This is a genomic window from Pseudoduganella flava (genome assembly GCF_007830495.1).
In the GTDB taxonomy this organism is placed as follows: domain Bacteria; phylum Pseudomonadota; class Gammaproteobacteria; order Burkholderiales; family Burkholderiaceae_D; genus Rugamonas; species Rugamonas flava.
In genome coordinates, this window is sequence record NZ_VLKW01000013.1 from 84,750 (window position 1) to 110,009 (window position 25,260).

The 25,260-nt window shown below is 64.4% G+C and carries 22 protein-coding genes and 1 tRNA gene; 2 read left to right on the plus strand and 21 right to left on the minus strand.

All coding sequences use genetic code 11. The annotated features are described in order from the left end of the window. Positions 1–19: 19 nt before the first annotated feature. From nuoL to IP92_RS26220, 18 genes are all read right to left on the minus strand, one after another. Positions 20–2,101, minus strand: a complete 2,082-nt coding sequence (gene nuoL / locus IP92_RS26135; protein WP_145880862.1) for an NADH-quinone oxidoreductase subunit L — start codon at positions 2,099–2,101, stop codon at positions 20–22. 36 nt (positions 2,102–2,137) lie between these two features. Continuing rightward, complete coding sequence (nuoK, locus tag IP92_RS26140) at positions 2,138–2,446, minus strand: NADH-quinone oxidoreductase subunit NuoK (RefSeq protein WP_145880864.1); 309 nt, start codon at positions 2,444–2,446, stop codon at positions 2,138–2,140. Beyond that, complete coding sequence (locus IP92_RS26145) at positions 2,443–3,072, minus strand: NADH-quinone oxidoreductase subunit J (protein ID WP_145880866.1); 630 nt, start codon at positions 3,070–3,072, stop codon at positions 2,443–2,445. The genes nuoK and IP92_RS26145 overlap by 4 nt, the downstream gene beginning before the upstream one ends. A gap of 19 nt (positions 3,073–3,091) precedes the next feature. Continuing rightward, a complete protein-coding gene (gene nuoI / locus IP92_RS26150) occupies positions 3,092–3,580 on the minus strand; it encodes an NADH-quinone oxidoreductase subunit NuoI (protein WP_145880868.1) in 489 nt (162 codons plus the stop codon). A gap of 13 nt (positions 3,581–3,593) precedes the next feature. Further along, the gene (nuoH, locus tag IP92_RS26155; RefSeq protein ID WP_145880870.1) at positions 3,594–4,673 is read right to left on the minus strand and encodes an NADH-quinone oxidoreductase subunit NuoH; all 1,080 of its coding nucleotides are present in this window, start codon (positions 4,671–4,673) and stop codon (positions 3,594–3,596) included. Continuing rightward, positions 4,673–7,006, minus strand: coding sequence for an NADH-quinone oxidoreductase subunit NuoG (gene nuoG, locus IP92_RS26160; protein ID WP_145880872.1), 2,334 nt, complete (start codon positions 7,004–7,006; stop codon positions 4,673–4,675). Before nuoG ends, nuoH begins: the two co-directional genes overlap by 1 nt. Positions 7,007–7,015: 9 nt before the next feature. Beyond that, on the minus strand, positions 7,016–8,314 hold the full coding sequence (gene nuoF, locus IP92_RS26165; protein WP_145880874.1) for an NADH-quinone oxidoreductase subunit NuoF: 1,299 nt from the start codon (positions 8,312–8,314) through the stop codon (positions 7,016–7,018). Then, entirely contained in the window at positions 8,311–8,787 is a 477-nt protein-coding gene (nuoE, locus tag IP92_RS26170) for an NADH-quinone oxidoreductase subunit NuoE (protein WP_145880876.1), read from the minus strand. The genes nuoF and nuoE overlap by 4 nt, the downstream gene beginning before the upstream one ends. A 15-nt stretch (positions 8,788–8,802) precedes the next feature. Then, a complete protein-coding gene (locus IP92_RS26175) occupies positions 8,803–10,056 on the minus strand; it encodes an NADH-quinone oxidoreductase subunit D (RefSeq protein ID WP_145880878.1) in 1,254 nt (417 codons plus the stop codon). Next, positions 10,056–10,649 carry an NADH-quinone oxidoreductase subunit C gene (locus tag IP92_RS26180; protein ID WP_145880880.1) on the minus strand — a complete coding sequence of 198 codons (594 nt, stop codon included), beginning with the start codon at positions 10,647–10,649 and terminating at the stop codon, positions 10,056–10,058. The genes IP92_RS26175 and IP92_RS26180 overlap by 1 nt, the downstream gene beginning before the upstream one ends. A gap of 18 nt (positions 10,650–10,667) precedes the next feature. Next, the gene (locus tag IP92_RS26185; RefSeq protein WP_145880883.1) at positions 10,668–11,144 is read right to left on the minus strand and encodes a NuoB/complex I 20 kDa subunit family protein; all 477 of its coding nucleotides are present in this window, start codon (positions 11,142–11,144) and stop codon (positions 10,668–10,670) included. Between the two features lie 3 nt (positions 11,145–11,147). Further along, positions 11,148–11,507: an NADH-quinone oxidoreductase subunit A gene (locus IP92_RS26190; protein ID WP_145881126.1), complete on the minus strand. Its 360-nt coding sequence runs from the start codon at positions 11,505–11,507 to the stop codon at positions 11,148–11,150. A gap of 175 nt (positions 11,508–11,682) precedes the next feature. Further along, positions 11,683–11,767: transfer RNA gene (locus IP92_RS26195), tRNA-Leu, on the minus strand. A 98-nt stretch (positions 11,768–11,865) separates the two neighbouring features. Beyond that, positions 11,866–12,300, minus strand: a complete 435-nt coding sequence (gene secG / locus IP92_RS26200; protein ID WP_145880885.1) for a preprotein translocase subunit SecG — start codon at positions 12,298–12,300, stop codon at positions 11,866–11,868. A gap of 91 nt (positions 12,301–12,391) precedes the next feature. Further along, the gene (gene tpiA / locus IP92_RS26205) at positions 12,392–13,141 is read right to left on the minus strand and encodes a triose-phosphate isomerase (protein ID WP_145880887.1); all 750 of its coding nucleotides are present in this window, start codon (positions 13,139–13,141) and stop codon (positions 12,392–12,394) included. 98 nt (positions 13,142–13,239) lie between these two features. Beyond that, entirely contained in the window at positions 13,240–14,220 is a 981-nt protein-coding gene (locus IP92_RS26210; protein ID WP_145880889.1) for an NAD(P)H-quinone oxidoreductase, read from the minus strand. Positions 14,221–14,539: 319 nt separating this feature from the next. Beyond that, a complete protein-coding gene (locus IP92_RS26215; protein ID WP_145880891.1) occupies positions 14,540–15,166 on the minus strand; it encodes a tetratricopeptide repeat protein in 627 nt (208 codons plus the stop codon). Positions 15,167–15,231: 65 nt separating this feature from the next. After that, entirely contained in the window at positions 15,232–15,990 is a 759-nt protein-coding gene (locus IP92_RS26220) for a GIN domain-containing protein (protein WP_145880893.1), read from the minus strand. Between the two features lie 457 nt (positions 15,991–16,447). Between IP92_RS26220 and IP92_RS26225 the strand changes: the two genes are divergently transcribed. Together IP92_RS26225 and IP92_RS26230 are read left to right on the plus strand one after the other, a co-directional pair. After that, positions 16,448–19,153 carry a TonB-dependent receptor gene (locus IP92_RS26225; protein ID WP_145880895.1) on the plus strand — a complete coding sequence of 902 codons (2,706 nt, stop codon included), beginning with the start codon at positions 16,448–16,450 and terminating at the stop codon, positions 19,151–19,153. 186 nt (positions 19,154–19,339) lie between these two features. Further along, entirely contained in the window at positions 19,340–19,951 is a 612-nt protein-coding gene (locus IP92_RS26230) for a transposase (RefSeq protein WP_145880898.1), read from the plus strand. A 104-nt stretch (positions 19,952–20,055) separates the two neighbouring features. On the opposite strand, the gene axe2C is transcribed toward IP92_RS26230, so the two are convergent. Genes axe2C through IP92_RS26245 form a run of 3 tightly spaced genes read right to left on the minus strand, consistent with a single transcriptional unit; the run spans position 20,056 to position 25,257 of the window. Then, positions 20,056–21,138 carry a bifunctional acetylxylan esterase/glucomannan deacetylase AxeC2 gene (axe2C, locus tag IP92_RS26235; RefSeq protein ID WP_145880900.1) on the minus strand — a complete coding sequence of 361 codons (1,083 nt, stop codon included), beginning with the start codon at positions 21,136–21,138 and terminating at the stop codon, positions 20,056–20,058. Then, a complete protein-coding gene (locus IP92_RS26240) occupies positions 21,138–21,860 on the minus strand; it encodes a GDSL-type esterase/lipase family protein (protein ID WP_199271910.1) in 723 nt (240 codons plus the stop codon). Before IP92_RS26240 ends, axe2C begins: the two co-directional genes overlap by 1 nt. A 10-nt stretch (positions 21,861–21,870) precedes the next feature. Then, positions 21,871–25,257, minus strand: coding sequence for a glycosyl hydrolase 2 galactose-binding domain-containing protein (locus IP92_RS26245; RefSeq protein WP_145880902.1), 3,387 nt, complete (start codon positions 25,255–25,257; stop codon positions 21,871–21,873). Positions 25,258–25,260 lie beyond the last annotated feature (3 nt).

The following is a 25,260-nucleotide window of genomic DNA, read 5'->3' on the forward strand; positions in this document are numbered from 1 at the left end:
TCTCTTTTGCATGTCGGCGTTAAGCGTGCCAGAACGGCAGGAAGTACACCAGGAAGCCCAGGATACCGATGATCATCACGAACGCGTAGTGATAGATGTAACCGGTCTGCGCCAGGCGCGTCAGCGACGAGAACCAGCCCACCACTTTCGCCGAACCGTTGACCACCAGGCCGTCGATCAGCGCGCGGTCGCCCACTTGCCACAGGCCCGTGCCCAGCACGCGTGCACCCTTGGCGAAGAACGCCTGGTTGAACGCATCCATGTAGTACTTGTTGTCCAGCAGCGTGTGCAGGAACTTGAACTTGTCGTAGAACCAGGCCGGAACGCGCGGGTTCACCATGTAGCAGTAGTACGCCGAGACGACACCGGCCAGCGCGAGCCAGAACGGCGGCGTTTGCAGGCCGTGGATCGCCATCGCGACGGCGCCATGGAATTCCTCGTGCAGCTCGTGCATCGCGTGGTGGTTTTCGCCCACCGTGATGACGCCCTTGAAGAAGTCGCCGAACAGCATCGGCTCGATCGCCAGGAAGCCGATGATCACCGACGGAATCGCCAGCGCGGCCAGCGGGAACCAGACGACGAACGGCGACTCGTGCGGTTTCTCGCCCGGTGCCAGGCCGTGGTGGCCGTGATCGTCCTCTTCCTCTTCGCCGTGGGCGTCGGAATCGTGCGCGCCCTTCGCGATGTCGGCCGCGTGGTCGTGATGGTCGTCATGGTGCGCCTTGCCGAAGTTCTCCGGACCATGGAACACGCGGAAGTACATCCGGAACGAGTAGAACGCCGTGACGAACACGCCGGCCAGCACCGCGAAGTACGCGAAGCCGGCACCCGGCAGGTGCGTGGCGGCGACGGCCTCGATGATCGAGTCCTTCGAGTAGAAGCCGGAGAAGAACGGCGTACCGATCAGCGCCAGGGAACCCAGCAGCGACGTGATCCACGTGATCGGCATGTACTTGCGCAGGCCGCCCATGTTGCGGATGTCCTGGTCGTGGTGCATGCCGATGATGACGGAACCCGCGCCGAGGAACAGCAGCGCCTTGAAGAACGCGTGCGTCATCAGGTGGAACACGGCCACCGAGTAGGCGGACGAGCCCAGTGCCACGGTCATGTAGCCCAGCTGCGACAGGGTCGAGTAAGCGACGACGCGCTTGATGTCGTTCTGGATGATGCCCAGGAAGCCCATGAACAGCGCGGTGATCGCGCCGATGATCAGGATGAACGACAGCGCCGTGTCGGACAGCTCGAACAGCGGCGACATGCGCGACACCATGAAGATGCCGGCGGTAACCATCGTCGCCGCGTGGATCAGTGCGGAGATCGGGGTCGGGCCTTCCATCGAGTCCGGCAGCCACACGTGCAGCGGGAACTGGGCCGATTTACCCATCGCGCCGATGAACAGGCAGATGCAGGCGGTGGTGATCACCATCCAGTCCGTGCCCGGCAGCGTGGCGTTGACCAGCACGTCCTTCTTGGCGAACACGGTCTGGTAATCCATCGAGCCCGTGTAGGCCAGGATCAGGCCGATGCCGAGGATGAAGCCGAAGTCGCCCACGCGGTTGACGAGGAACGCCTTCATGTTGGCGAAGATCGCCGTCGGACGCTTGAACCAGAAGCCGATCAGCAGATACGACACGAGGCCCACCGCTTCCCAGCCGAAGAACAGCTGCAGGAAGTTATTGGACATCACGAGCATCAGCATCGAGAACGTGAACAGCGAGATGTACGAGAAGAAGCGGTTGTAACCCTCGTCCTCGGCCATATATCCGATGGTGTAGATGTGGACCATCAGCGAAACGAACGTGACGACGCACATCATCATCGCGGTCAGCGAATCGATCTGGAAGCCGACGTCGAGATTGACGCCCGCCACCGTCATCCAGCGGTACACGGTACCGTTGTAGGTGGCGCCGTCCATCACTTGCATCAGGGTCTGGAACGAGATCAGGAATGCGACGAGCACGCCCAGGATCGTTGCCGCCGTGGCCACCTTGCGGTTGACCACGTTGCCGAAGAACTTCGTGCCGAAGAGGCCCGCGATCGCGGACCCCGCCAACGGCGCGAGGGGAACAGCGAGAAGAAGGTTAGGGTTAAGCCCCGTCATGATGAACCTATCTGTTTATTATTCGAGGGTTAAAAACTAGCCTTTGAGGCTGTCCAGGTCTTCGACGTTGATCGTGTCCAGGTTACGGAACATCAGCACCAGGATCGCGAGGCCGATCGCCGATTCGGCGGCCGCCACGGTCAGGATGAAGAACACGAAGATCTGGCCGGCAGCGTCGCCCAGGAAGTGCGAGAACGCGATGAAGTTCATGTTCACTGCCAGCAGCATCAGTTCGATGGCCATCAGCAGCACGATGACGTTCTTGCGGTTCAGGAAAATACCGACGATCGAGATCGCGAACAAGATCGCGCCCAGGACCAGGTAGTGAGCCAGCGACAGGGTCATGGGGCCTCCTTGGTTGCTACGGTGGACGCGACTTCCTTCTTCACGGCGTCCATCTTGACGATCTTCAGGCGGTCGTTGCGCTTCACGCGCACGGCCTCGCCCGGATCAAAGTACTTGATGTCCTTGCGCTTGCGCAGCGTCAGCGCGACAGCGGCGACGATTGCCAGCAGCAGGATCACGGCGGCCACTTCGAACGCATAGACGTACTGCGTATAAATCAGCTTGCCCAGTTCCTTCGTGTTGCCGATGGTGTTCGCGGCTTCCGGAATCGGCGTCTCGACGCCGAACGAACGCCACAGCACCGATGCCATCTCCAGCACGATGATGCCGCCGACGATCGACGCTACCGGCAGGTAGTTCCAGAATCCTTCGCGCAGCTTGGTCTGGTCGATATCGATCATCATCACGACGAACAGGAACAGCACCATGACGGCGCCCACGTACACGAGCACCAGCACGATCGCCAGGAACTCGGCTTTCAGCAGCAGCCAGATGCCGCCTGCCTGGAAGAAGGCCAGCACGAGGAACAGTGCCGCCGTCACGGGATTGCGCGCCGTGATCACGCGTGCCGCGGCGACCACCATGATGGTCGCGAACACGTAGAACAATACGGTTGTGAAAGTCATCTTCTTATTCCGTTCCTGATCAGCGATACGCGGCGTCCGCAGCGCGGTTGGCGGCGATTTCCGCCTCGTAGCGGTCGCCGACGGCCAGCAGCATCTCCTTGGTGTAGTACAGGTCGCCCCGCTTCTCACCGTGGTATTCCAGCACGTGCGTCTCGACGATCGAGTCGACCGGGCAGGACTCTTCGCAGAAGCCGCAGAAGATGCACTTGGTCAGGTCGATGTCGTAGCGCGTCGTGCGGCGGGTGCCGTCGTCGCGCTCGTCCGATTCGATCGTGATCGCCATCGCCGGGCACACCGCTTCGCACAGCTTGCAGGCGATGCAGCGCTCTTCGCCGTTCGGGTAACGGCGCAGCGCGTGCAGGCCGCGGAAGCGCGGCGACATCGGGGTCTTCTCTTCCGGGTACTGCACCGTGATCTTGCGCGAGAACATGTACTTGCCCGTCAGCGCCAAGCCCTTGAACAACTCGGTCAGCATGAAGCTGCCGATAAAGTCTTTTACTCGTGTCATTTTTGCGCTTCCCTTACTTCCAAATATTCCACGGCGTCTGCATCCAGCACGCGACCAGCACCAGCCAGAACAGCGTCAGCGGAATGAATACCTTCCAGCCCAGACGCATGATCTGGTCGTAGCGGTAACGCGGGAAGGTACCACGCACCCAGATGAAGAGCGACACGATCAGGAACGTCTTCACGAACAGCCAGAAGAAGCCGCCGAACCCGCCCCAGAATTCCAGGAACTTGAACGGTGCGGCCCAGCCGCCCAGGAACATGATCGCTGCCAGCACGCCGACGAGGATCATGTTGGCGTATTCGGCCAGCATGAACATCGCGTACGACATGCCCGAGTACTCGACCATGTGGCCGGCCACGATTTCCGATTCGCCTTCCACCACGTCGAACGGGTGGCGGTTCGTCTCGGCCAGGCCGGACGTCAGGTACACGACGAACAGCGGCAGCAGCGGCAGCCAGTTCCACGACAGGATGTTCACGCCCATGTCGGCGAAGCGGCCGACGCCCTGGCCGTTGACGATGTCGATGAAGTTCAGCGAGCCGGACACCATCAGCACGACGACCAGCACGAAGCCCATCGGGATTTCGTACGAGATCATCTGCGCCGACGCACGCATCGCGCCCATGAACGAATACTTCGAGTTCGACGACCAGCCGGCGATGATGATGCCGTACACCTCCATCGACGTGATCGCCAGCAGCAGCAAGAGGCCCGCGTTGACGTTGGCGAGCACCGCTTCCGGGCCGAACGGCACGACGGACCATGCGGCCAGCGCCGGCATGATCGTCATGATCGGGCCGATCACGAACAGGCTGCGGGCAGCCTTCGACGGGATGACGATCTCTTTGAGCAGCAGCTTCAACGCGTCGGCGATCGGCTGCAGCAGGCCCATCGGGCCCACGCGGTTCGGGCCCACGCGGATCTGGATCCAGCCGATCAGCTTGCGTTCCCACAAGGTCAGATAAGCCACGAGGCCCATCAGCGGTGCGAGCACGCAGAGCAGCTTGATCATCGTCCAGACCAGCGGCCAGGCGGCGCCGAGCGCCGCTTCACCGTTGGTGGTGATGGTGTTGACGAATTCCAGAGCCATTATTTGCCCTCCCCTGCCTTGGCAACCGAGATGGATCCGAACATGTCACCCAGCGTTGCCGTCGACGGGTGTGCCGCGGAGACGCGCACGACGTGGGCCGGCAGGCCCGCGTCCACACGCGCTTCCAGGATGGCGGCGCCGGTGCCTTGCTGCACCTGCACCATGTCGCCGCTCTTCACGCCCAGCTGTTCGGCCAGTTGCGCGGAGATGACGGCCTTCGGCGCCTGCGCGTCGACGGTGGCCTGCAGCGGCGGCGAACGGCGCGCCAGCGCGTCGGCGAAGTAGATCGGCACGTCGGCGATGCGTTCGAGCTTGTCACCGGCGCCGAACGATGCCGGCTTGAGCGCCACGTTTGCCACATTCGACAGTTTCGCGGACACGTCAGCAGGGTTTGCCGGATTCGCAGCACCCAGCACTTCGTCGCGGATCGCTTCGGACGTTTCGTAGTCGAAGCCCGGCACGCCCAGGATGTTGCCCAGCACGCGCAGCACCTTCCACGCGGGGCGTGCTTCGCCCAGCGGTTTCACGGTGCCGTTGAAGCTTTGCGCACGGCCTTCGCAGTTGACGAAGGTACCGGACGTTTCGGCGAACGGCGCGATCGGCAGCAGCACGTCGGCGTAGTCCAGGCCATGCTGGAACGCGGACATCACGACGACCATCTCGGCACCCTTCAGCGCGGCGACGGCCTGCTGCGGGTTGGCCGCATCCAGCTCCGGTTCCGCGTTCAGCAGCACGTAGGCCTTCTTCGGCTCGGCGAATGCCGGCTTGGACGACACGGCGCCGGCGATGTAGCCGCCGACCGTGTTCGCGGCTTCCGTCAGGTAGCCCAGCTTCGCGCCGGTCGCGTTGGCGATCCATTGCGCGGCCGCGTGGATCGCGGATGCTTGCGGGTGATGCACGGCGGCGTTACCCAGGAATACAGCTTTCTGCTCGCCGGACAGCAGGCTCGCAGCGACGGCCTTGGCGGCGTCGGTGACGTCGCCTTCGAAGCCGGCGGGTGCCGCTTCGCCCTTCGCTTGCGCGACGGCCAGCACGATGTTGTTCAGCGCGGCGACCCAGTCGGACGGCGCGATGACGATGTTGTTGGCGACCTTGATCAGGTTCTCGTCAGCGGTGCCGTGCAGGATGGACAGCTGTGCGCCGCCCTTCACTGCCGCGCGCAGGCGTGCCGCCAGCAGCGGGTGATCCTTGCGCAGGAACGAACCGATGACGAAGGCACGCTGCAGCGACGACACGTCGGCGATCGGCATGCCCAGCCACGGGGTCACTTGACCGTCCAGTGCGAAGTCGGTCTGGCGCAGGCGGAAGTCGACGTTTTCAAAGCCGATGCCCGATGCCAGCTTCTTCAGCAGCGCCAGTTCTTCCAAGGTGGAGTGGCCGGTGGCGTACGCGGCGATCGCGTCGGCGCCATGTTCGTGACGGATGTTTTTCAAGCCGTGCGCGACATATTCCAGCGCCGTCTGCCAGTCGACCTGCTTCCATTCGCCGCCTTGCTTGAGCATCGGCTGCGTCAGGCGCTCCTGCGAGTCCAGCGCTTCGTACGAGAAGCGGTCCTTGTCGGAGATCCAGCACTCGTTGATCGCTTCGTTCTCCAGTGGCAGCACGCGCTTCACCTTGCCCTGCTTGACCTGGACGATCAAGTTCGTGCCCAGACCGTCGTGCGGCGACACGGATTTGCGGCGCGACAGTTCCCAGGTACGGGCGCTGTAGCGGAACGGCTTCGACGTCAGCGCGCCCACCGGGCACAGGTCGATCATGTTGCCGGAGATTTCCGAGCTGACCGCTTCGCCGACGAACGTCGTGATTTCCGAATGCTCACCGCGGCCCAGCATGCCCAGCTCCATCACGCCGGCCACTTCCTGGCCAAAGCGCACGCAGCGGGTGCAGTGGATGCAGCGGCTCATCTCCTTCATTGAGATCAGCGGGCCTGCCTCTTTCGGCACGACGACGCGCTTTTCTTCCTCGTAGCGGGAGTTGTTCTTGCCGTAGCCCACGGCCAGATCCTGCAGCTGGCACTCGCCGCCCTGGTCGCAGATCGGGCAATCCAGCGGGTGGTTAATCAGCAGGAATTCCATCACGGACTTCTGTGCCTGCACGGCCTTGTCGCTGTGCGAGCGCACCACCATGCCCGCGGAGACTGGCGTGGCGCAAGCCGGCAGCGGCTTCGGCGCTTTCTCCACCTCGACGAGGCACATGCGGCAGTTCGCTGCGATCGACAGTTTCTTGTGATAGCAGAAGTGCGGGATGTACGTACCCAGTTTGTTGGCAGCGTCCATCACCATCGAACCTGGTGGGACTTCTACCTTTTTGCCGTCAATTTCGATTTCAACCATGATGTCGCATTAGTAGGCCGAGACAGGCACCAGGCAGTGCTTGTGCTCGACGTGATATTCGAATTCTTCGCGGAACTGCTTGATGAACGCGCGGACCGGCATTGCGGCAGCGTCGCCCAGCGCGCAGATCGTGCGACCCTGGATGTTGTCGGCGATCGAGTTCAGCATGTCGAGGTCCGACTGGCGGCCTTCGCCGTGCTCGATGCGGTGGATCATCCGGTACATCCAGCCCGTGCCTTCGCGGCACGGCGTGCACTGGCCGCAGGACTCTTCGTAATAGAAGTACGACAGGCGCTCCAGCGCCTTGACCATGCAGCGGGTCTCGTCCATCACGATCACGGCGCCCGAACCCAGCATCGAACCCGCTTTCGCGATCGAGTCGTAGTCCAGGTCCGTCTCCATCATGATCTCGCCGCGGATCACCGGTGCGGACGAACCGCCCGGAATCACGGCCTTGATCTTCTTCCCGCCGCGCATGCCGCCGGCCAGTTCCATCAGCTTCGCGAACGGTGTGCCGAGCGGGACTTCGTAGTTGCCCGGACGCTCCACGTCGCCGGAGATCGAGAAGATCTTCGTGCCGCCGTTGTTCGGCTTGCCCAGCGCCGCGTAGTTCTCGGCGCCGATGTTCAGGATGAACGGCACCGCGGAGAACGTCTCGGTGTTGTTGATCGTCGTCGGCTTGCCGTACAGGCCGAACGAGGCCGGGAACGGCGGCTTGAAGCGCGGCTGGCCCTTCTTGCCTTCCAGCGATTCCAAGAGCGCGGTCTCTTCGCCGCAGATGTAGGCGCCGTAGCCGTGGTGCGCATGCAGCTGGAAGCTGAAGTCCGAACCCAGGATGCGGTCGCCCAGGAAGCCGGCGGCGCGCGCCTCTTCCAGCGCCTCTTCGAAGCGCAGGTATTCCTGGAAGATCTCGCCGTGGATGTAGTTGTAGCCCACGGTGATGCCCATCGCGTAAGCGCCGATGGCCATGCCTTCGATCAGCGCATGCGGGTTGTAGCGGATGATGTCGCGGTCCTTGAACGTGCCCGGCTCGCCCTCATCTGTATTGCAGACGAGGTACTTCTGGCCCGGGAACTGGCGCGGCATGAAGCTCCACTTCAGGCCCGTCGGGAAACCGGCGCCGCCGCGGCCGCGCAGGCCGGAGGCCTTCAGGTCGGCGATGATCTGTTCCGGCGCGATCTTCTCTTCGAGGATGCGGCGCAGGGCGGAATAACCGCCGCGCTTCACGTAGTCGGCCAGGCGCCAGTTGTCGCCGGTGAGGTCCTTCAGGATCAGCGGATTGATGTGACGATTGTGGAGCGAGGTCATTTCTTCAGTTCCTCCACCAGTTCGTCGATCTTCGCATTGTTCATGAAGCTGCACATGCGGTGGTTATTCACCAGCATCACCGGCGCGTCGCCGCAGGCGCCCATGCACTCGCCTTCCATCAGCGTGAACTCGCCGTCTTCGGTGGTTTCGCGGTAGTCGATGCCCAGCTTCTGCTTCAGGTGTTCGCCGGCCTTCACGCCGCCCGACAGCGCGCACGGCAGGTTGGTGCACACGGTGATCTTGTGCTTGCCGGCGGGCTTCAGGTTGTACATGTTGTAGAAGGTCGCGACTTCCTGCACGGCGATCGCCGGCATGCCGATATAGTCGGCGATTTCCTTCATCGTTTCCGGCGACAGCCAGCCCAGTTCAACCTGGGCATGGGCCAGCGCGGCCATCACGGCCGACTGACGCTGGTCGGCCGGATACTTGGCCAACTCGCGGTCGATTTTTTTGTAGCACTGCTCGGATAACATAATCTTTCTGCCTCTTTAGCGGTCAATACTGCCGAACACGATGTCTTGCGTGCCGATGATGGTCACGGCGTCGGCGATCATGTGACCGCGCGCCATTTCGTCCAGGCTTTGCAGGTGTACGTAGTCCGGCGTACGGATCTTCAGGCGGTACGGCTTGTTGGCGCCGTCGGACACGATGTAGATGCCGAATTCGCCCTTCGGGTGCTCCACGGCGGTGTAAACCTCGCCCGGCGGCACGTGGAAGCCTTCCTGGAACAGCTTGAAGTGGTGGATCAAGGATTCCATGTTCGACTTCATGTCCACGCGGTTCGGCGGCGCGACCTTGCGGTTGTCCGTCATCACGGGGCCCGGGTTATTGCGCAGCCATTCGATGCACTGCTTGATGATGCGGTTCGACTGGCGCAGCTCTTCCACGCGCACCAGGTAACGGTCGTAGCAGTCGCCGTTGGTGCCGATCGGGATGTCGAAGTCCATCAGGTCGTACACTTCGTACGGTTGCTTCTTGCGCAGGTCCCACTGGATGCCCGAGCCGCGCAGCATCGCGCCCGTGAAGCCCATCGCCAGCGCGTCTTCCGGCGTGACGACGCCGATGCCCACCGTACGCTGCTTCCAGATGCGGTTATCGGTCAGCAGGGTTTCGTATTCGTCGACGTAGCCGGGGAAGCGGTTCGTGAACGATTCCAGGAAGTCCAGCAGCGAACCCTGGCGGTCTTCGTTCAGGCGGTCGATTTCCTTCTTGCTGCGGATCGGCGACTGCTTATGCTGCGGCATCACGTCCGGCAGGTCGCGGTACACGCCGCCCGGGCGGTAGTACGCCGCGTGCATGCGCGCGCCCGACACGGCTTCGTAGCAGTCGAACAGGTCTTCGCGGTCGCGGAACGCGTACAGGAATGGGCCCATCGCACCGACGTCCAGCGCGTGCGCGCCCAGCCACATCAGGTGGTTCAGGATGCGGGTGATCTCGTCGAACATCACGCGGATGTACTGCGCGCGCAACGGCACTTCGATGCCCAGCAGCTTCTCGACGGCCATCACGTAGCCGTGCTCGTTGCACATCATCGACACGTAGTCGAGACGGTCCATGTACGGCACGGATTGCAGGTAGGTCTTCTGCTCGGCCAGCTTCTCGGTCGCGCGGTGCAGCAGACCGATGTGCGGGTCGGCACGCTGGATCACTTCACCGTCCAGCTCAAGCACCAAACGCAGCACACCGTGCGCTGCCGGGTGCTGCGGACCAAAGTTCAGGGTGTAGTTCTTAATCTCAGCCATTATTTCATCCCGTATTTTTCTTCGCGGATCACGCGCGGCACGTTTTCGCGCGGCTCGATCGTCACCGGCTGGTAGATCACGCGGCCCTGCTCGGCGTCGTAGCGCATCTCGACGTAACCGGCGACAGGGAAGTCCTTGCGGAACGGGTGGCCGATGAAGCCGTAGTCGGTCAGGATGCGACGCAGGTCGCTATGGCCTTCGAAGATGATGCCGAACAGGTCGAACGCCTCGCGCTCGAACCAGTTCACGGCGCGCCAGATGTCGGTGACCGATGCCACGATCGGCATTTCGTCGTCCGGGCAGAACGTGCGTACGCGCACGCGCCAGTTGTGCTTCACCGACAGCAGGTGCGACACCACGCCGAAGCGCGGGCCTTCCCACGTGCCTTCGCCGTAGGTGGAATAGTCGACGCCGCACAGGTCGATCAGCTGATCGAAGCCGAGTGCGGCGTTGTCGCGCAGCGTCTGCATCACCGCGTGATAGTCGTCGGCCTTGACGACCAGCGTGATTTCACCGAGCGCCACCGTGATGGCGGCGCGTTCGCCCAAGGCGCTGGCCAGGGCGCCTTGCAATGCTTCCAGATGTGTAGTCATAGTTCTTGCGCGCCCCGTTTAACGTGCGATCGTGTTGGTGCGCTTGATCTTGTTTTGCAGCTGCAGGATGCCGTACAGCAGGGCTTCCGCGGTCGGCGGGCAACCCGGAACGTAGACGTCGACGGGCACGATGCGATCGCAGCCGCGCACGACGGAGTAGGAATAGTGGTAGTAGCCGCCGCCGTTCGCGCAGGAACCCATCGAAATGACCCAACGCGGTTCGGACATCTGGTCGTACACCTTGCGCAGTGCCGGCGCCATCTTGTTGCACAGCGTGCCGGCGACGATCATCACGTCGGACTGGCGCGGCGATGGACGGAACACGATGCCGAAGCGGTCCAGGTCGTAACGGGCTGCGCCCACGTGCATCATTTCAACCGCGCAGCAGGCCAGACCGAACGTCATCGGGAACATCGACCCGGTACGCGCCCAGTTGATCAGCTTGTCGGCCGAGGTGGTGATGAAACCTTCGTTTAATACGCCTTCAATAGCCATGGCTTATTCCCAATCAAGGGCACCTTTCTTCCAGATATACCAAAAACCGACGACGAATTCGGCGATGAACACCATCATCGTCACGAAGCCCTGCCAGCCCAGCTCGCGCATGGAGACACCCCACGGGAAGAAGAATGCCGTTTCCAGGTCGAACAAAATGAAAAGAATCGCGACGAGGTAATAACGCACGTCGAATTTCATGCGCGCATCTTCGAAGGCTTCGAAGCCGCACTCGTAAGGGGAAAGTTTCGCCGCATCGGGCTTGTGCGGACCAAGCAGACGGCCCAGCACCTGGGGTGCTACACCGACACCGAGGCCGACCAGAATGAACAGAAGTACGGGGAAGTAATTTTCGAGGTTCACGGTAGGATCACTGCTGTTGTTGATCGGTTGGAGGTGCCACGCCATTGCGACGCAGCTCATACGCTCGATCCCAATCAAACGTACCAGACCAGGATCAAACGACACATCCTCGTAAAAAAACCAGCTAGAGGCATGAGGGAACTCAGGCGCCTTTTGCTGGCTTTTCAGAATCTTTTGGTGCCGACGACGAGACTCGAACTCGTACAGCTTGCGCCACTACCCCCTCAAGATAGCGTGTCTACCAATTTCACCACGTCGGCATGTCAAGGCCATTATTCTACTCTTCTTTGCGCCGTTTGTTAATCGGAATTGCGCAGGATCAAGGAGAAAAACGGCAAAAAGATCAAAATGCTCTGTTTTACTTCGGTGCCGGCTCGGTTGCCGGCGCCGCTACAGGCGCAGCAGGCTGGGCCGGAGCGGCTTGCGTTGCCGGCGGCACACCCTGGCTTCCGGCAGGCGCAGCCGGCGCCGGCTGCGTCGCGGCCGGAATCGCAGCGGAACCCTTGACCGGCACCGTCACGTTCGACAGCACGCCGCCGCCGGACGATGCGCCGCGGTTGTTCGCCATCAGTGCCAGGCCCAGCGTGGCGGCGAAGAACACGGCCGCGGCCAGCGCCGTCGACTTCGACAGGAAGTTCGACGAACCGGTGGCGCCGAACAGGCTGCCCGATGCGCCGGAACCGAATGCCGCGCCCATGTCGGCGCCTTTGCCGTGCTGCATCAGCACGAGGCCGATGATGGCCAGCGCCGACAGAACCTGTACTACGACGATCAGATTGAACAAGGTGTTCATGCTATTCCATTCTCAGTTATCAATTACCGGGCCGCCTTTTACGCGGCCCGCCTACCCTTCCCGTCACCGGGAAATTCTTTCTATTCGATGCTCAGTTACCGGCATCCACGATGGCCAGGAAATCCTTTGCCTTCAATGCCGCGCCGCCGATCAGGCCGCCATCGATGTCCGGCTGGCCCAGCAAATCCTTCGCGTTCTCCGGCTTCATGCTGCCGCCGTACAGGATCGGTACGGTGGCCGCCGCGGCCGGGTTGCGCTCGCCGACTTGCTTGCGCAGCAGCGCGTGCACTTCCTGCGCCATTGCCGGCGTGGCCGTCTTGCCGGTGCCGATCGCCCACACGGGCTCGTACGCCAGCACGATCTTTTCCAGCGCCGGATTTTCCAGCACGTCCAGCACCGCTTGCAGTTGCGCGCAAACGACAACGTTCGTGCGCCCCGCCTCGCGCTGCTCGAGCGTTTCGCCGACGCAAACGATCGGGGTCAGCCCGGCATTCAGCGCGGCCAGCGCCTTCTGTGCCACCAGCTCGTTGCTTTCGTGGTGATAAGCACGCCGCTCCGAGTGGCCGCAGATCACGTAGCGGCAGCCGAAATCCTGCAACATCGACGCCGCCGTTTCGCCGGTGTACGCACCGGCGGCATAGGCCGACACGTCCTGCGCACCCCACGCCACGGGTGTGCCCTGCAACTCGGCCTGGCATTGTGCCAGATAAGGGGCCGGTACGCATACTGCGCAGTCGGCGTTTTTCGCGGCATAGCCTTCGACGATCCCGCGTAATAATACAGAATTGGCGGCCAGGCTGCCGTTCATCTTCCAGTTTCCGATGACGAGTTTGCGTCTCATAGTTATTCGAGTATCAAGAAATCCTCGATTGTAACGTGCGCCGCAACAGGGGGTCAAACGAACTGTAGTCGACTACATGAGCAATGTAGTCGGTGTTTTTACGTCACCTGCAGCATGATCTTGCCGACGTGCGTGCTGCTTTCCATCAGCCGGTGCGCCTCGGCGGCCTGCTCCAACGGGAAGCTTTCGTAGATGACGGGCTTGATCTTTTTCGCCTCCAGCAGCGGCCACGCGTGCGTGCGTAACTGCTGCGCGATCGCGGCCTTGAAGGCGACGGAACGGGGCCGCAGCGTCGAGCCCGTGACGGTGAGGCGGCGGCGCAGCACCTGGCCCATGTCCAGCGTGCCTTTCGCGCCGCCCAGCAACGCGATGATGACGATGCGTCCGTCATCGGCCAGGCAGTTGATCTCGCGCGGCAGGTAGTCGCCGCCGACCATGTCGAGGATGACGTCGACGCCGTTGTCGCCCGTCAGTTGCTTGGCGACGACACCGAAGTCCTCATGCCGGTAGTTGATGCCCCGCTCGGCGCCCAGCTGTTCGCAGGCCCGCGCCTTGTCCTCGCTGCCGGCCGTGGCGAACACGCGGTGGCCCAGTGCGCTGGCCAGCTGGATCGCCGTGACGCCGATGCCGGACGTGCCGCCCTGCACCAGCAGCGACTCACCCGGACCCAGCCGGGCGCGGTCGAAGACATTGCTCCAGACGGTGAAATAGGTTTCGGGCAGCGACGCCGCCTCGATCAGCGACAGCCCCTGCGGCACGGGCAGGCATTGCAGCGCCGGCGCGACGACGTACTCGGCATAGCCGCCGCCCTGCACGAGCGCGCAGACGAGGTCGCCCGGCTTGAAGCCGGTGCCGTCCAGGTCGCCTTCGACGATCTCGCCGGCCACTTCCAGGCCCGGCAGGTCGGACGCCCCCGGCGGCGGCGCGTAGCTGCCCAGGCGCTGGAACACGTCAGGGCGGTTGACGCCGGCCGCATGCACGCGGATCAGCACCTCGCCGGCGCCCGGCACGGGCTTGTCGCGGTAGCACAGCCGCAGCACATCCGCCGGGCCCGGTTTGGTGATCTCGATCGCGCGCATGGGGGGTCCTTTCAGGGAAAGGGCCATTTTAGCAAAACGCTATTGTTGGCGCGTCGGGGCCTGTCGGCTTGCTAAACCCAACGGCAGAGGCCGGGGTCAGACCCGCCGGGTCTGACCCCTGGGTTTGCAGTTGGGGTGAATGCAAGCGCCTGCAGCTTGCTGAAAGCTAGCCCCCAGCCGCAGCCCTGCATGGCTGCGGCGTTCGGCCCGACTTCGGGACTGGCTCGACTGCGCTAGCCCCCAGCCGCAGCCCTGCATGGCTGCGGCGTTCGGCAGGCGCGAAGCGGTGCTTCGCGAAACCCCTGCCTCCCCCCCCGCTTCACCCGCCGGTTCTGGAAGTCCTCGGCAGCGGCTTCCCCGGCTTCCACGCAGCCGACAGCGCCTGTCCTTCCTCGATCTGCTCCGGCGTCATCTTCTTGGCGACAGCGTTGCGATGTTCGGCGGCGTTGGCGTTGCCGCCGGCGGCGGCCAAGTTCCACAGCATGTAGGCGAGCACGTCATCCTGCGGCATGCCGCCGATGTGGTAACGGTACATCAGGCCGAGCACCTGCTGCGCGTCCGCGTGGCCTTGCTCGGCCGCCTTGCGGAACCACGTCACCGCCTGCTTGTGATCCTGGATCACGGCGTTGCCCGTGTAGTACATCGCGCCGACGACGTACTGCGCGTCGGCCTTGCCCTGCAGCGCCGCGCGGCGGTGCCACATCAGGGCCTGCTTGTAGTCCTGCTGCACGCCGCGCCCCATGTAGTACATGATGCCGAGCAGGTGCTCGGCATCCGCATTGCCAGCGCGCGCCAGCGGCAGGATTTCCTTGTACGCGAGTGCGTAGTTGCCATTGTTGTAGGCGGTCGCCCCTTCCGCGAAACCGGCATGCGCGCTGCCATGCCAGGCCAGCGCGATGCCGAAGGAGGCGGCGATCGCCACGATCAGTCGTCCTAGTTTTTTCATTTGCGAGTGGATTCGTTCTTTTCTTTATTTCCGTCTCGTCGGGAGCGATGCGCGCTCCCGTCGTCTCATTTCCAGCTGACTTTGCCGAGCCCGTCCACGCTGACGTTGCGGTGCTGCGGCTTGCCGTACACAGTGACCGAGCCAAGGCCGGACAAGTTCAAATTGGCGTTCATGCGCGCGTTGACGGTGGCGTTGCCGAGGCCGGACAGGTCGATCTCGACGGTATCGGCCTGGAACTGCTGCGCGTTCAAGCCGCCGAGCCCGCCCAGCGACGCCTTCAGCATCCTGCTGCGTCCGCCGAGCGTCACGTAGCCGGCGCCGCCCAGGTCGAGGTCGACGTTGTCGTTGTCCGTTACCCACACGTGCATGCTGCCCACGCCGCCCAGGCTCGCCTTCAGCCGCCGGTACTCGCCCACGACCTTCAGGCTGCCCGCGCCATCGAGCGTGATGTCGAGGGCGTCGCCAGTGAAGCCCGACACGTCCGCCGACCCGACGCCTTCCGACACCAGCTCGCGCAGCTCCGGCAGCACGAGCTCGGCGCGCAGCGATGAACGCCCCAGCTTGATACCCTGGCTGTCGCTGTCCAGGGTCAGCGTGTCGCCGGACTGCACGGCCGTGACCCTGGACACGTGGCGCTTTTCTCCAATGACGTTCAGCGACGGCACCGCGCCCTGGCGCAGCTTCAGGTCGAGTACGCCATCGAGCTTCACGCGCACGACCTTGGCATCGATGGGCCTGGTCTCGTTGACGTCTTCCGCGGCCGTGGCGCCAATCGCCAGACACAGCAATGTCAACAGGAGGGCGAAGCTGAATCGTTTGTTCATCGTGGTTCCTTGGTACGGGTCAGGTCGTGGCTCGGTGTGGCGCTTGTACGCGCTTGTACGTGTGTTTCTACGCGTGTTTTTACGCTTTTCCTACGTGTATTTGCGCGGGTTTACGGGCGCCGGCACGGCATGACGGCCGGGATGGTGCGATGTGCGGCAATGTTCATTGGATTCTCCTTCCCGGCATGAGTTGTTCGATATTCGCATGGTAACGATGGCGGGCCGCGAAAGCACGGCAAATGCGATGAACTGCAGAAAACAGGGATCAGGCGACCAAAACGCCTGCCCGGGCGGGCCGCCGGCACATTCGCCGCGCCGCTGGCAGCGCCGGCATCGCTGTTTAGTAAATCGAATTAAACTGGGCCGCCATTTCGGGATTCACTTGATCTTGCCTTTTTAAAAATCAATACTCGTCTCGCCAAAAAGGCCGTACCCGGCCATATTCCAAGGAGACGAAATGCATCCAACCAAGCGATCCCTGATGAGCCTGGCGGTCGCCAGCGCTTGCAGCCTCGCCGCGTGGTCCGCCCATGCGCAGGCCGGCGCCGCCGCCGATCCCAATGCGAATTCCACCGCATCCGCGCCGGCCGAGGCACCCACCGTCGGCCCGGTCAACGGCGGCGACCAGATCCCCGAAGTGAAGGTGACGGCGACGCGTTATTCGACGTCGCTGCTGCGTACCCCGCTGGCCGTGTCGGCATTCAGCCAGGACCAGCTGACGCGCAAGGGCGCGACGAGCCTGAAGGACCTGACCGGCGAGATCCCCAACGTCGTCATCGACAGCACGGGGCTGGACTCCGCGGTGCAGATCACGATCCGCGGCATCACGTCCACCAACTTCACGGAGACGGGCGACCCGGCCGTGGGCTTCCACGTGGACGGCATGTACTCGCCGCGGCCGCAGGGCGCGCAGGCGCTGATGTTCGACGTCGACCAGGTCGAGGTGCTGCGCGGCCCGCAAGGCACGCTGTTCGGCCGTAACTCGACGGGCGGCAGCATCAACGTGATCTCCGCGAAGCCCGACTTCTCCGGCAATTACGGCCGGGCCAACGTCGACATCGGCAATTACCGCAAGAAGCAGATCTCGGTGGTCCAGAACATCGCGGTGAACGACCAGCTCGCGCTGCGCGGCACGTTCATGAAGGTCAAGCGCGACGGCTACGCGAACCAGATGCGCGATCTGTCCGAAGCAAATGCGCCGGCGTTGGGCTGGATCCCGAACGGCAAGCCTGACGTCGACCAGCGCTTCAACGCCGTCATCGGCAAGGACAAGTTCTACACCAACCAGGACCAGTGGGCGGCCCGCCTCTCGGCGCTGTACAAGGTGAACGCGGACCTGACCCTGAAGGCCGCTTACGAACACTTCCAGGACAACGGCGCCGGCGGCGCGGACTTCCGCGATTGCGACGCGACCGCGGGCACCCGCTACGCGTGCGCACCGGGCACCGGCAAGTGGGACCTGCTGATCAACGTGCCGGGCCAGGTGGACATGCAGATCCGCACCTTGCGCACTGGCCTGTCGTGGACCATCAACCCGACGACGACGTTCGACTACACGTTCCAGGTCGCCGACCAGAAGCGCGCCGAGATCACCGACGACGACAAGGGCATGCAGCACGCGGCGCCGTTCCAGATCAACGGCGCCTATCCGAATTCGGCCACCGGCAACTGGGGCACGTGGCCGCTGAAGGACGTGTTCCACCGCACCCTCGATTCGCGCTATCTCTCCACCGTGCACGAGGCGCAGCTGAAGCAGACGCTGGGGCCGTTGCAGTACGTGGCGGGCCTGTTCTGGATGCACGAACGTAACCGCATCGATTACGAGATGACGGAGACGATCCAGAAGCCGTTCGGTGACGTCGGCTCGGTGCTGTATCACCAGCCGAACCGGCAGGTGGATGCGAAGGCGCTGTTCGCGCAGGGCGACTGGAAGTTCGCACCGACGTGGACCGGCACGCTGGGCGCGCGCTACAGCAAGGACAGCAAGGAGGACAAGGGCGGCAAGGTGTATGGCGCGAACTGGATCGGCAACGCGGCCTACTACAATGGCCTGTACAGCCAGGGCACGCCGGGCACGCCGGGCTTCCACGTCCACGACGGCACCGACCTGACGCCGGCGATGGGCGGCAGCGTCGACGCGTACCGCCTGTACGGCCCGGCCACGTCGAACGACCACAAGGAGACGTGGAACAAGGTCACGTGGCGTGTCGGCCTGCAGAAGCAGTTCACGGCGAACCAGATGGCGTATGCGTCCGTGTCGACGGGCTACAAGGCGGGCGGCTTCGCCGACAAGACGGACAGCTGCAACTACCACCTGTGCGCCGACGGCAAGCCGGGCGTCGTGACGTTCCTGCCGTACGGCCCGGAGACCGTGACGAACTACGAGCTGGGATACAAGGGCAAGTTCCTGAACAACACGCTGTCGCTGTCGGCCACCGCGTTCTTCATGAAGTACAAGGACATGCAGCTGACGGGCACGTACTTCATCAACCAGATCATCCCGGACGCCGGCCTGCCCTGCCCGGCCGACCAGCCGAAGTGCGACGTGTATGAGGCGTGGCGCACGATCAACGTCGGCAAGGTCGACATCCCGGGCCTGGAGCTCGAATGGGATTGGCGCCCATGGCACGGCGCGCGCTTCGGCGGCGGCTTCGCGTACATCAACACCGACGTGCACGACTTCCGCGAGTTCTCCGACGACTACCAGTGCGACGTCCGCACGGAACTGGGCCTGCCGGCCTGCCCGCCCGCGTACAACGGCCCGGACAAAGCGCTGATCGGCCGCCGCCTGTACAACATCGACGGCAACCACCTGCCGAACACGCCGAAGTTCCAGGTGAACCTGAACTTCTCGCAAGAGTTCACGCTGCCGAACGGCTACCGCATCACGCCGTACGTGAAGGTGAACTGGCGCGACAAGGCCTACTTCGACCTGCGCAACTCCGACTTCGCCAACATCGGCCGCTACCAGAAGGCCTACGCGATCGGCGACGTCTCGGCCCGCCTCGACGCCCCGAGCGACAAGTGGTACGCCGAACTGTACGTCCGCAACGTCGCGGACAGCCACGCCGCCCTGAACCGCGACTCCGTCTTCGGTGGCTTCATGAAAGCGCACTACGTCGAACCGCGCATGTTCGGCGTGCGCGTAGGTGCGGAATACTGACCATAAAAGTTTCCAAATTCGGGGGACTGTCCCTCGAATTTGGAAATATTTCCTGAAAACGGGGACTGTCCCTCGATTTTGGAAACATTTTTTGTCTCGCGCTTGCCACGTTTTCCTTGAGCTGTCGCAGCTTCGCAACTGCAAGCCAGGTGCACAGTTGAGCTTCTTACCTAACAGGAGCTCGCCATGCCACGCCATGCCAGACAGCTGCTACCCGGCTACCCCGTCCACCTGATCCAGCGCGGTCACAACCAGCAGCCCTGCTTCCTCCAGCGCTCGGACTATTTCGTCTATCTCGACAAGCTCCGCGAAGCAGCGGACTTCTATGGCGCGCAAGTGCACGCCTACGTGCTGATGACGAACCACGTGCACGTGCTGGCATCGCTCATCGACATGGACGAGCTGTCCGCCTTCATGAAGTGCGTGGGACAGAACTATGCGCAGTACCTGAACCGCCGGCTGGAACGCAGCGGCGCCGTCTGGCGCGGCAGGTTCCACTCCTCCCCCATCACGAATGACCGCTACTTCCTGGCCTGCCAGCGCTATATCGAGTTGAATCCCGTCCGCGCGAAGATGGTGGAGTCGCCCGGTGGGTACCGGTGGTCGAGCTATGCCGGCAATGCGGGTTTGCTGGAAGACCGCGTCGTGACGCCGCATTCGACCTACCTGGGCCTGAGCACGCAAACGGCGCGGCGCTACGCCGCCTACCGCGACCTGTTCGCGGACGCGATCGACCCGGCAGTCCTCGCCGCCATCCGCCGCGCGGCGGCCAAAAGCTGCCCGATCGCCTGCGTTTGAAGCGTGCGGTAATCGCGCCGGCCAGCAATGTTTCCAAAAAATAGGGACTGTCCCTCGATTCCGGAAATATTTCCTGAATCGAGGGACAGTCCCCTGTTGTTTAGCTACCAGCTCATCAACTGGCGCAGCGCCGGAACCAGGTCTTCGGCCATCCGCGCGTGCTGCGCGCGCGTCGGGTGGGCGTCCTGGGCGTCGCCCGGGTAGTGGTGCGACGGGATGTAGTGGAGGCGTGGGTCGTTCACGCGGCGGATCGTCTCTTGCAGGTAGTCCGTCAGCGCGGCCTTCTTGGCGCCGTCGAGTATCGCGCCTTCCGTCAGCACGATCCGCGCCCGCGGGTGGTCGCGCAGCAGCGTGCGGACAAACGCGACGTACGTGTCCACGTATTGCGAGCGCTCAGGAATGCCCTGGTTGAAGTCGTTGGTGCCGATCGCGCTGACGATCAGGTCGGGCGCATATCCGCGCTGGTCCCATGCCGACGCCTGCGCCGGGTCGGCGATCGCCAGCTCGTAGAAACGGGGAAGATTGAATTCGTCGGTGCGGCCGTTCCAGCTGCGCAAGAGACCGCGGCCGCCGTGGCAGACCAACTGCACCTGCGCATCCAATGCCCGCGCCGTCAGCATGCCGTACGAGGCGCGCGGGTTCCACCACACGGGCTGCTTCGGCCCCGGCGGCGTGCGCTCCAGCGCTTCGCCGCACGTGACGGAGTCGCCCAGGAACAGCAGCCGGCGTGACGGCAGCGCCGGTGGGGCCAGCATGCGTCCGTCTGTCACGAACGATGCCAGCGTGACGACGCCGTGCCACGTCTCGGACCGGTGCAGCACTTCGACCGTATGCGCGCCCGCGGCCAGCCCTTCGGCCAGCCGCACCGAAGAACGTTCGCGCGCCAGATGGATCGTGCGTGGCGGGCCGCCATCGACGACCACGTCCAGCCAGCTTTTATCCCCCGTGCTCGATGCATCGACCGACAACGCGCTCCCTTCGAAGCGCACGAACAGCGACACGCCCGGGTACGCAAACCTGACGCCGCCATCGGCCGTGTCGACCATGCGCCCCATCCGCGCGACCTGGCCGCCACCCGCCAGCGCGATCTCCGCGCCCGAGACCGGGCCGATGGACAGCACGGACAGCACGGCCAGCACCGCCGCGGCAGCGGGCAGCCGCCGCGCCAGCCAGGCCCGCGGCCGCATCAGCGCACCAGCTTTTCAATATCGGGAGCCAGCGCCTCCGCCCACACGTTGTACGCCTGCGGCGTCAGGTGCAGGAAGTCCGGCATCGTCTCCTTGGCGATGTCGCCGTTCGGCTGCAGGAAGCGCGCGCCGTAGTCGCGGAAGAACACGTGGCTGCCGTCATCCAGCTTGGCGATCTCGCGATTCACCGCCTTCACGTCCGCGCGCGCCGGGTCCTGGGCGGACTGCTTGAACGGCAGGATACCGTTCAGCAGGATCTTCGTATCCGGGTACAACTGCCGCAGCTGCGCGACGACGGCCTTGACGCCCTGCGCCACCTGCTCCGGACGCTCGCCGCACAGGCCGAAATTGTTCACGCCGATCAGCAGCACGACCGCCTTCGGCCGCAGCTTGTCCATGCCGTCGTTCTTCAGCCGCCACAGCACATTGCCCGTGTGGTCGCCGCCGATGCCGAAGTTCGCCGCGCGGTACTTGCCGAAGTGGCTGTCCCATGCGCCCTTGTCCCACATCTCCGTGATCGAGTCGCCCAGGAACAGCACGTCCACGTCGGCCTGCGCCGAGCGGGCCTTCAGCGCGTCGTTCATCTGGTTCCAGCGCGCGATCGACATCCACGGGTATTCCACGGTACGCGGTTCCACGTTCAGCGCGCATTCGCGCGGCGCGGCCTGCGCCATCGCTCCCGCCAACATCAGGCCCGCCAGCAGCATCGTCTTCTTGTTCAAGCTCGTCTCCTCAATGTACGTCGATGGTTTTCTCCGCCAGGTTCCAGCCCCGCACCTGCAGGCGCAATGGACCTTCGCGGCCATGCGTGGCCGTGACGACGCGCGTCTCGCCCGGCATCAGGGTCACGTAATTATCCGAATAATAAACCGGCAGCACCCGTTCGCCCGCATCGTTCGTCAGCGTCAGCTTGGCGGCCAGCAGCGGCGCGGTGCCGCTGTTACGCAGCGTGACCCGCACCTGGTGCTCGTCGCCGTCGCGCCGCCGCTCCGTGGCCACGGCCACCTGCCCGGCCGCCAGCTGATGCAGCGCCTGCTGCCCGGCCGGCGTGGCGCTCGGCCAGTACGCATTGCGCGACAGGACCGTGCCGTCCTCGCCGCGCAGTTCGAGCCGCACGAACAACAGCCCGTGCTCGCGCAGCAGCGCATGGATGCCCGCCTCGATGGGCGCGGACGTGCCCACGCCGTCGACCGCCACCTTGAAGTCGTTCAGCCCCACGCGCCGGCCCTTCACGTCGAACAGTTCCACGTGCACCGTGCCGCGCACCTGCGCTGCCGGATTGTTGACGACCATCAGCCGGTAATCGGGCAGGTTCATCTGCACGTGCACGGGTTCGGCCGCGCTCTTCACGCCGTAGAAAGCCGCATGCGTGTCATAGTCGTGCGACAGGATCTGCCACATCGTGCTGGGCCAGGCCGGCTGCGTCATCCACAGCATCCGCCCGCTGTTCTCCTTCCACAGGCCGGCGTTCATGCCTTCGAAGATCGCACGGTGGCTGTCGTAGTTCAATAACTGCGCCTTGCGTTCGAAGTCTTCCAGCGACTTGCCGGCGCCGTAGCGCACAGCCAGCGCGTCGATGAACGGCTGCACGGCGCCGTTTCCGTCCGGGTGCCAGTCGTGGTAGGCGACGGCATCGGCCAGCGGCCATTGATCGGCCGCGCCGACCGTCGCGCGCAGCGCCTCCACCGTCGGGAACGACGGCGTGCCCACCTCCACCGAGAAGCCCTTCGCATGCTCGGTGAAATAGCTGGCCGGCTCCTTCCAGCTGTATGGCCCGCTGTTCTGCAGGTTGACGCGGTTCGAGCTGCCCGTGTACCAGCGCGTGCCATCGAGCTCGTACACCAGCGCTTCCAGTGCCTGGTTCAGCGCCGGCTGCGGCACGCCCTCGTTGCGGCCGAACCAGAGCACGATGGACGGGTGGTGCCGGTAACGCTGCACCACGTCGCGCGCGTTGCGCATGAACAGGTCGACGTCCTGCGGCTCCACGTTGTAGTCCTGCGTCGATGCCCAGAAATCGTTCAGCACCATCAGCCCGTACTCGTCCGCCAGCTCGAAGAACGAGTCCTGCGTGTTCTGTCCCACCCAGTTGCGGATGATGTTCACGTTGGCGTCGCGGTGCAGCCGGAAGTACGGCTCCAGCCGGGCGCGGTCGACCCGCTTCATCCAGTCGTCCATGCCCCAGTTGCCGCCGCGCGCGGCGATGCGCACGCCGTTGACCTTGATGACGAGGTAAGGCGCCAGTTCCGTCTCCGGCAAGGCACGGATCGCCGCCGTGTTCTCCGCCTCGGCACGCAAGCCCGTGGCCCAGCCGTTCGGCACCTTGCGCAGCGCCTCGTGCCGCGCGTCCGTGATACGCACGCCCAGCGCGCGCCCCTTCGTGAAATCGGCCTCGACGCGGCGCAGGTTGCCGCCGCCATCCACCAGCGACAGCTCGTACGTCACGCTGCGGATGCCGAAGCGCAGCGTGGCTTCGTCGGACACGCCGCCGCCCTGCGCCGCCGTCAGCGCCAGCGTATGCAGGTGCGGTGCGCCATAGCCGTTCGGCCACCACAGCTTCGGCTGCGCGATGCGCAGCGCCGGGAACTCGCGCGCCGTCAGCCGCACCGTCTGCACACCCGGTGCCAGCCGCACGGTCTTGGCAATGGCGAGCGGCTTGGCGCCGCCCGTGATGTGCGCCCGCAGCGTCGCCGTCACCGCCTGGCCGGCCAGGTTCGTCACAGGCACGTCGACGGCCAGCTCGGCCTCGCTGCGGTCGGCCTTCGTCAGTGCCGTGATGACGTGCGCGTCGCCCAGCACCACGTCGCCGGTGGCGCGCAACACCACGTCCTGCCACAGGCCCGTGTTCCGGTCGCGCACACTGGGAATCCAGTCCCAGCCTTCGGACGCGATGAACGTCGGCCCATCCTGCGCCAGCACGCCGCCGTTTTCGCCGACGCCGGCCGCCACCGATTCCTCATGCGGAATGCCGGGGTGCGGCGGTGGCGACACGAGGATCGCCAGCGCGTTCGCGCCGCGCGGCTTGACGTAGCGCGCGATATCGAAGGTGCCGCGGATGAACGCGCCCTTCATGCCGCCCAGCCGGTGGCCGTTCAGCCAGACCTCGCCCGCATAGTTGACGCCCTTGAACGTGACGAACAGGTGCCGTCCGGCGCGGAACGTCGCCGGCGTGTCGAACGTGGCGCGGTACCAGTAATTCTGCTTGTTCAGCGCTTCGGGAATGGCCAGGTTGTTCAGGCCGAAAGCGGGATCGGGATACACGCCGCGATCGACGAGCGTCGTCAGCACCGTGCCCGGCACCGTGGCGCGGTACCAGTCGCGTGCCGCATAGTCGGGCTGCGAAATGCGCGCACCGTCGTCCCGCACCTGCGGCGCCGCCTGCATGCTCCACGCCTTAAGCGCGAATGCGCCGCCGTCCTTGACGAGCGCCGGGCCAGCGTAAGCCGGCTTGGCGACGGGCGTCCCGACGGGTGTCGTGGACTTCGGCAACGTGGCCGCATCCTGCGGCGCCACCTGGCCCAGCATCTGCCGCGTCTGCAGAGGCCAGTGCGGGCTACCCGTCTCGAAATTGATCAGCGCCTCGTTCGGCTGCAGCTGCGCCAGCGCAGCCGTGTCCTGCACCGCCGGCGTGGCCGCGAAATAGGCGATGCGGCCGACAAAGCCGCCCTGCCCCACGCGCGGGCCCAGCACCAGCCTCGCATCGGCGGGCGGCTCCAGCTTGACGGCTTGCTGCGCGACCTGGCGCCCGTCCGCGTACAGCGTCAGCCGGCGGCCGTCGTACGTCGCGGCCACGTGTGTCCAGCGGCTTGCCGGCAGCGGCGCCGGCGAGCGCACCTGCACGCCATCGGCACAGAACGCGAGCTGGCCATCCACACCGCACACCGTGCTGCCGCCGATGCCGGCAATCGGAACCGTGCCGACGGACGTAGCGGCAGGCTTGACCCAGCCGGCCAGCGTGAACGCGGCCCAGCTGCCGGCCGGCGCGGGCTTGACGATGACGTCCGCGGCGGCCGGGAACTCGGCGTTGTACTGCGGCGCGGCGTTGGGCGCCGGATTCGGTGCGGCCGGCACGGAGCCTGCCAGCACCGCCAGCGCCAGCAACACCGCTGCATGACGCACCATCGC

Coding starts and splice junctions, on each gene's coding strand:
- nuoL (WP_145880862.1), bottom strand. CDS start 2,101: ATGACGGGGCTTAACCCTAACCTTCTTCTCGCTGTTCCCCTCGCGCCG.
- nuoK (WP_145880864.1), bottom strand. CDS start 2,446: ATGACCCTGTCGCTGGCTCACTACCTGGTCCTGGGCGCGATCTTGTTC.
- IP92_RS26145 (WP_145880866.1), bottom strand. CDS start 3,072: ATGACTTTCACAACCGTATTGTTCTACGTGTTCGCGACCATCATGGTG.
- nuoI (WP_145880868.1), bottom strand. CDS start 3,580: ATGACACGAGTAAAAGACTTTATCGGCAGCTTCATGCTGACCGAGTTG.
- nuoH (WP_145880870.1), bottom strand. CDS start 4,673: ATGGCTCTGGAATTCGTCAACACCATCACCACCAACGGTGAAGCGGCG.
- nuoG (WP_145880872.1), bottom strand. CDS start 7,006: ATGGTTGAAATCGAAATTGACGGCAAAAAGGTAGAAGTCCCACCAGGT.
- nuoF (WP_145880874.1), bottom strand. CDS start 8,314: ATGACCTCGCTCCACAATCGTCACATCAATCCGCTGATCCTGAAGGAC.
- nuoE (WP_145880876.1), bottom strand. CDS start 8,787: ATGTTATCCGAGCAGTGCTACAAAAAAATCGACCGCGAGTTGGCCAAG.
- IP92_RS26175 (WP_145880878.1), bottom strand. CDS start 10,056: ATGGCTGAGATTAAGAACTACACCCTGAACTTTGGTCCGCAGCACCCG.
- IP92_RS26180 (WP_145880880.1), bottom strand. CDS start 10,649: ATGACTACACATCTGGAAGCATTGCAAGGCGCCCTGGCCAGCGCCTTG.
- IP92_RS26185 (WP_145880883.1), bottom strand. CDS start 11,144: ATGGCTATTGAAGGCGTATTAAACGAAGGTTTCATCACCACCTCGGCC.
- secG (WP_145880885.1), bottom strand. CDS start 12,300: ATGAACACCTTGTTCAATCTGATCGTCGTAGTACAGGTTCTGTCGGCG.
- tpiA (WP_145880887.1), bottom strand. CDS start 13,141: ATGAGACGCAAACTCGTCATCGGAAACTGGAAGATGAACGGCAGCCTG.
- IP92_RS26210 (WP_145880889.1), bottom strand. CDS start 14,220: ATGCGCGCGATCGAGATCACCAAACCGGGCCCGGCGGATGTGCTGCGG.
- IP92_RS26215 (WP_145880891.1), bottom strand. CDS start 15,166: ATGAAAAAACTAGGACGACTGATCGTGGCGATCGCCGCCTCCTTCGGC.
- IP92_RS26220 (WP_145880893.1), bottom strand. CDS start 15,990: ATGAACAAACGATTCAGCTTCGCCCTCCTGTTGACATTGCTGTGTCTG.
- IP92_RS26225 (WP_145880895.1), top strand. CDS start 16,448: ATGCATCCAACCAAGCGATCCCTGATGAGCCTGGCGGTCGCCAGCGCT.
- IP92_RS26230 (WP_145880898.1), top strand. CDS start 19,340: ATGCCACGCCATGCCAGACAGCTGCTACCCGGCTACCCCGTCCACCTG.
- axe2C (WP_145880900.1), bottom strand. CDS start 21,138: ATGCGGCCGCGGGCCTGGCTGGCGCGGCGGCTGCCCGCTGCCGCGGCG.
- IP92_RS26245 (WP_145880902.1), bottom strand. CDS start 25,257: ATGGTGCGTCATGCAGCGGTGTTGCTGGCGCTGGCGGTGCTGGCAGGC.